Origin of the sequence: Mesorhizobium sp. M2A.F.Ca.ET.039.01.1.1 (assembly GCF_003998035.1) — a bacterium.
In the GTDB taxonomy this organism is placed as follows: domain Bacteria; phylum Pseudomonadota; class Alphaproteobacteria; order Rhizobiales; family Rhizobiaceae; genus Mesorhizobium.
The window spans coordinates 1-4,241 of sequence record NZ_RZRY01000559.1 but is presented as its reverse complement, the minus strand read 5'-3'; the positions used below and the strand labels follow the sequence as shown (position 1 = coordinate 4,241).

4 protein-coding genes are annotated in these 4,241 nt (G+C 64.1%); 3 read left to right on the top strand and 1 reads right to left on the bottom strand.

All coding sequences use genetic code 11. The features are described 5' to 3' along the window. The first annotated feature begins 178 nt into the window (after positions 1-178). Entirely contained in the window at positions 179-1,210 is a 1,032-nt protein-coding gene (gene hemB, locus EOA24_RS29175) for a porphobilinogen synthase (protein ID WP_126082950.1), read from the top strand. Between the two features lie 39 nt (positions 1,211-1,249). Here hemB and EOA24_RS29170 read toward each other — a convergent pair whose 3' ends face one another. Continuing rightward, positions 1,250-1,948 carry a glutathione S-transferase gene (locus EOA24_RS29170; protein WP_126082951.1) on the bottom strand — a complete coding sequence of 233 codons (699 nt, stop codon included), beginning with the start codon at positions 1,946-1,948 and terminating at the stop codon, positions 1,250-1,252. A 108-nt stretch (positions 1,949-2,056) separates the two neighbouring features. Between EOA24_RS29170 and phaZ the strand changes: the two genes are divergently transcribed. Together phaZ and EOA24_RS29160 are read left to right on the top strand one after the other, a co-directional pair. Then, positions 2,057-3,265, top strand: a complete 1,209-nt coding sequence (phaZ, locus tag EOA24_RS29165; protein ID WP_127258298.1) for a polyhydroxyalkanoate depolymerase — start codon at positions 2,057-2,059, stop codon at positions 3,263-3,265. Positions 3,266-3,432: 167 nt separating this feature from the next. Next, on the top strand, positions 3,433-4,077 hold the full coding sequence (locus tag EOA24_RS29160) for a dihydrofolate reductase family protein (RefSeq protein ID WP_126083825.1): 645 nt from the start codon (positions 3,433-3,435) through the stop codon (positions 4,075-4,077). Positions 4,078-4,241: the final 164 nt, after the last annotated feature.

Genomic DNA, 4,241 nt, shown 5'->3' with positions numbered 1-4,241 from the left:
CCGCGAAGCGGACGGAGAGGGGAGCGCCCTACGAAGGCCCCCTCTCCGTCCGCTTCGCGGACACCTCTCCCCCGCTTTTAGCGGGGGCGAGGAATTAGGCTCAGCCTTGCACAATCGTGTCGCATTGGTCAGCTGCCAAGACGCGTGGTAAAAGCCGGCGCAAAAGAGAGTTTCGGCCATGAACAAATTCACCCCCGCAAAGCCTGCCGGCGCGCGCAGCGTCGACGAGATCACCGGCAGCCGCCGGCTCAGGCGCATGCGCAAGGCCGATTGGTCGCGCCGCCTGGTCCAGGAGAACCAGCTTACGGTCAACGATCTGATCTGGCCGATCTTCGTCGTTGACGGCAAGCACCTACGCGAGCCGATCGCCGCCATGCCGGACGTCTATCGCCTCTCCATCGATCTCGCGGTGAGGGAAGCCGAGCGCGCCGCCAAGCTCGGCATTCCGGCGATCGCCACCTTCCCCAATGTCGAGCTTGCGCTGCGCGACCAGACCGGCTCGCACATCCTCAACCCGGACAATGTCATCAACCGCGCCACGCGCGCCATCAAGGACGCGGTGCCGGAAATCGGCATCATCACCGATGCCGCGCTCGACCCGTTCACCAGCCATGGCCATGACGGCATCCTGCGCGACGGCATCATCGTCAATGACGAGACGGTGGAGCAGGTCGCGGCCGCGGCCGTCATCCAGGCCGCCGCCGGCGCCGACATCATCGCGCCTTCCGACATGATGGACGGCCGCATCGGCGCCATCCGCGACGCGCTCGATGCCAACGGGTTCCAGGACGTGGCGATCATGTCCTATGCGACGAAGTTCGCCTCCGCCTTCTACGGCCCCTATCGCGAGGCGGTCGGCACCGCCGGCCTGCTCAAGGGCGACAAGAAGACCTATTACATCGACCACGCCAATTCCGACGAGGCGATGCGCGAAGCCGAGCAGGACCTCGCCGAAGGCGCCGACATGCTGATGGTGAAGCCGGGTCTCCCCTATCTCGACATCATCCGCCGGCTCAAGGACGAGTTCCAGATGCCGACCTTCGCCTACCAGGTTTCGGGCGAATATTCGATGATCAAGGCAGCGGCCGCCAATGGCTGGATCGACGGCGAGAAGGCGATGCTGGAATCGCTGCTTGCGCTGAAGCGCGCCGGCTGCGACGGCGTGCTGACCTATTTCGCGCCGACCGTGGCGGAGATGTTGAAGGGGTAAGCCGCCAAACCGGCAAGCAGCGGCGCCACTGATCAGCCTTCAGAATTCCACGTCGAGCTCGACGATCTCCTCTGGCTCGGCGAGCGCGCCTTCGGTCCATTCCCGCATCAGCGGCCAGGCAAAGACCGTCTCGCAGTAGGCGGCGAGTGGCGCTTCGAGGTCAACCGCGTAGGTGCGGAAGCGGGTGCAGACCGGAGCATACATGGCGTCGGCCATGGTGGGCCATGCCCCGAACAGCCACGGCCCGCCATAGGTCGCCAGGCACTCCGACCAGATCGCCTTGATCCGCTCCACGTCGGGCCGCGCGCCGGAAAAGATCTTGAAGCTCTTGTGCCTCGCCTTGAGGTTCATCGGCAGTGCCGAGCGCAGATTGTGGAAGCCCGAATGCATTTCGCCCGACACCGCGCGGCAATGGGCGCGCGCCACGCGCTCGGCTGGCAGCAGGCCGGCGCCCGGCATCGTCTCGGCCAGGTATTCGGAGATGGCCAGCGTATCCCATACGGTGACGCCGTCATGCGTCAGCCGCGGCACCAACACCGACGGCGACAGGAGCAGCAATTCCTGCCGCTGCTCCGCATCATCGATGTCGACGCGCTTCTCCTCGAACTCAAAACCGGCCATGCGGCACAGCAGCCAGCCGCGCAGTGACCAGGACGAGTAGTTCTTCGACGAGATCGTCAACGTCGCCGTCGTCGCGCTTTCCGGCCTCGCCGCCTTCGCCTTCCCCGCCTTGGCCATGTCGTGGAACCTCCAAGCCTTTCGCCGGCAACAATCCTCTCGCAATGCAAAATAAATTGCACTAGCTTTTTTGCGCTGCACGATGGGCTGTCATCGGAACGAGGCGCAATGCTTTACCAGGCCTACCAGCTCCAGGACGACCTCATAGCTCCGGCGCGCATGCTTGCCGAACTGATGGGTTCCGCGACGGCCGGGATGGCGCTCGGCGACGCCGCCAAACGACCCATCGCGGCCGGGCTGGAGATGATCGCCCGTTTCAGGCTCACCCATACGCGGCCGGATTTCGGCATCGAGACTGTCAGGGTCGGCCACCGCGAGGTGCCGGTCGCCGTCGAAACGGCGCTCGCCCTGCCCTTCGGCCAACTGCTGCGCTTTGCCAAGAACATCGACGCCCGCCAGCCGAAGGTCATGGTGGTCGCGCCGCTGTCGGGACATTTCTCGACGCTGCTGCGCGGCACGGTGGAGACGCTGCTGGCCGACCACGAGGTCTATGTCACCGACTGGGCCAATGCCCGCGACGTGCCGCTGTCGGCCGGCAGCTTCGGCGTGGACGACTATGTCGACTACCTCATCCGTTTCCTGGAGGCGATCGGCCCGGGGGCGCATATCCTGGCGGTCTGCCAGCCCTGCGTCCAGGCGCTCGCCGCCGTCGCCGTCATGTCCGAGGACAGGCATCCGGCGACGCCGCGCTCGATGACGCTGATGGCGGGGCCGATCGACCCGCGCGAAAGCCCGACGGAGGTCAACGAATTCGCCGTCAGCAAGTCGCTGGCTTGGTTCCAAAGCTACGTCATCTCGCATGTGCCTTGGCGCCACCCGGGCGGCGGGCGGCGGGTGTATCCGGGCTTCCTGCAGCTCACCGCCTTCATGGCCATGAACAGCGACCGCCACGTCACGGCGCATCGCAAGCTCCATGAGCATCTGGCGGCCGGCGAGACCGCCGAAGCCGAGAAGATCAAGACTTTCTACGACGAGTATTTCGCGGTGCTCGACCTCACCGAGGAATTCTATCTCGAGACCATCGACCGGGTGTTCCAGAAGGCGGAGCTTGCCACAGGCGCGTTCACCTTCCGCGGCAGCAAGGTCGACCCCGGCGCGATCCGCCACACGGCGCTGCTCACCGTAGAGGGCGTACGCGACGACATATGCGCGCTGGGCCAGACCTCGGCGGCGCATGATCTGTGCCGCTCGCTGCGCCCACATTTGAAGCGGCATCACCTGCAGGCCAATGTCGGCCATTACGGCGTCTTCAACGGCAAACGCTGGGAACGCGAAATCTATCCCGTGGTGCGCAACCTCATCCTGGCGATGGAATAGCGGGACGCGCGGACGAACGAATCGGCGCCGTGGGCCCAGTTCCTCGTCAAATCCATAACCTGGATCGTGCCGCCGAGCGCGATACTGCTACCCATCTGCTTGCAATTCGCAATCAGTCAAGCTATCAGTTGACCGATTGCAAATTACAACTGGATCAGGAGGCAATGATGTCCAGGCTGCGTGTTAACGCTTTCACCTTGTCGCTCGACGGTTACGGCGCCGGTCCCGATCAGAGCCTCGACAACCCGCTCGGCGTAGGCGGCGAAGATCTACACAAGTGGATGATCAAGACCCGCTCGTTTTACCAGATGATCGGCAAGGAAGGCGGGACAACGGATACCGACGACGATTTTGCCGTGCGCAGCTTCGAGAATGTCGGCGCGTGGATCCTCGGCCGCAACATGTTCGCGCCGAGCCGTGGTCCATGGCCGGACGACAACTGGAAAGGCTGGTGGGGTCCCAACCCGCCCTACCACGTGCCGACCTTTATTTTGACGCATCAGAAGCGCGCGCCGATCGAGATGGAAGGCGGGACGACGTTCTATTTCGTCACCGACGGCATCCACTCAGCGCTCGAACAGGCGAAGGCAGCCGCCGTCGGCAAGGATGTGCGCATCGGCGGCGGCGTCTCGACTGTCCGGCAGTATCTGCAGGAGAAGCTCATCGACGAGATGCATCTGGCAGTCTCGCCGCTCCTGCTCGGCTCGGGCGAGCATCTGTTTGCCGGACTCGACATGCTGAAGCTGGGATACCGTTGCACCGGGCAGGTGGCGACCGCCGATGCCACGCATGTGATGATCGGACGGGTGTGACAACAGCCCTTTCTCCCCGTCACTATACGGGGAGAAATGCCCGGTGTCCGAACCGGATAGATAGGTAACAGAATGGACCGATTAGATGGGTGACAGTTTTCTTGCCAGCCGGGAGGACCGGCGATGGTTTGGCGAGAGACTGGCATCATGGATGAGCGGCTTCG

What these genes read in the sequence shown, in the direction of transcription:
- phaZ (WP_127258298.1), top strand. Translation starts at nt 2,057, where the DNA reads ATGCTTTACCAGGCCTACCAGCTCCAGGACGACCTCATAGCTCCGGCG.
- hemB (WP_126082950.1), top strand. Translation starts at nt 179, where the DNA reads ATGAACAAATTCACCCCCGCAAAGCCTGCCGGCGCGCGCAGCGTCGAC.
- EOA24_RS29170 (WP_126082951.1), bottom strand. Translation starts at nt 1,948, where the DNA reads ATGGCCAAGGCGGGGAAGGCGAAGGCGGCGAGGCCGGAAAGCGCGACG.
- EOA24_RS29160 (WP_126083825.1), top strand. Translation starts at nt 3,433, where the DNA reads ATGTCCAGGCTGCGTGTTAACGCTTTCACCTTGTCGCTCGACGGTTAC.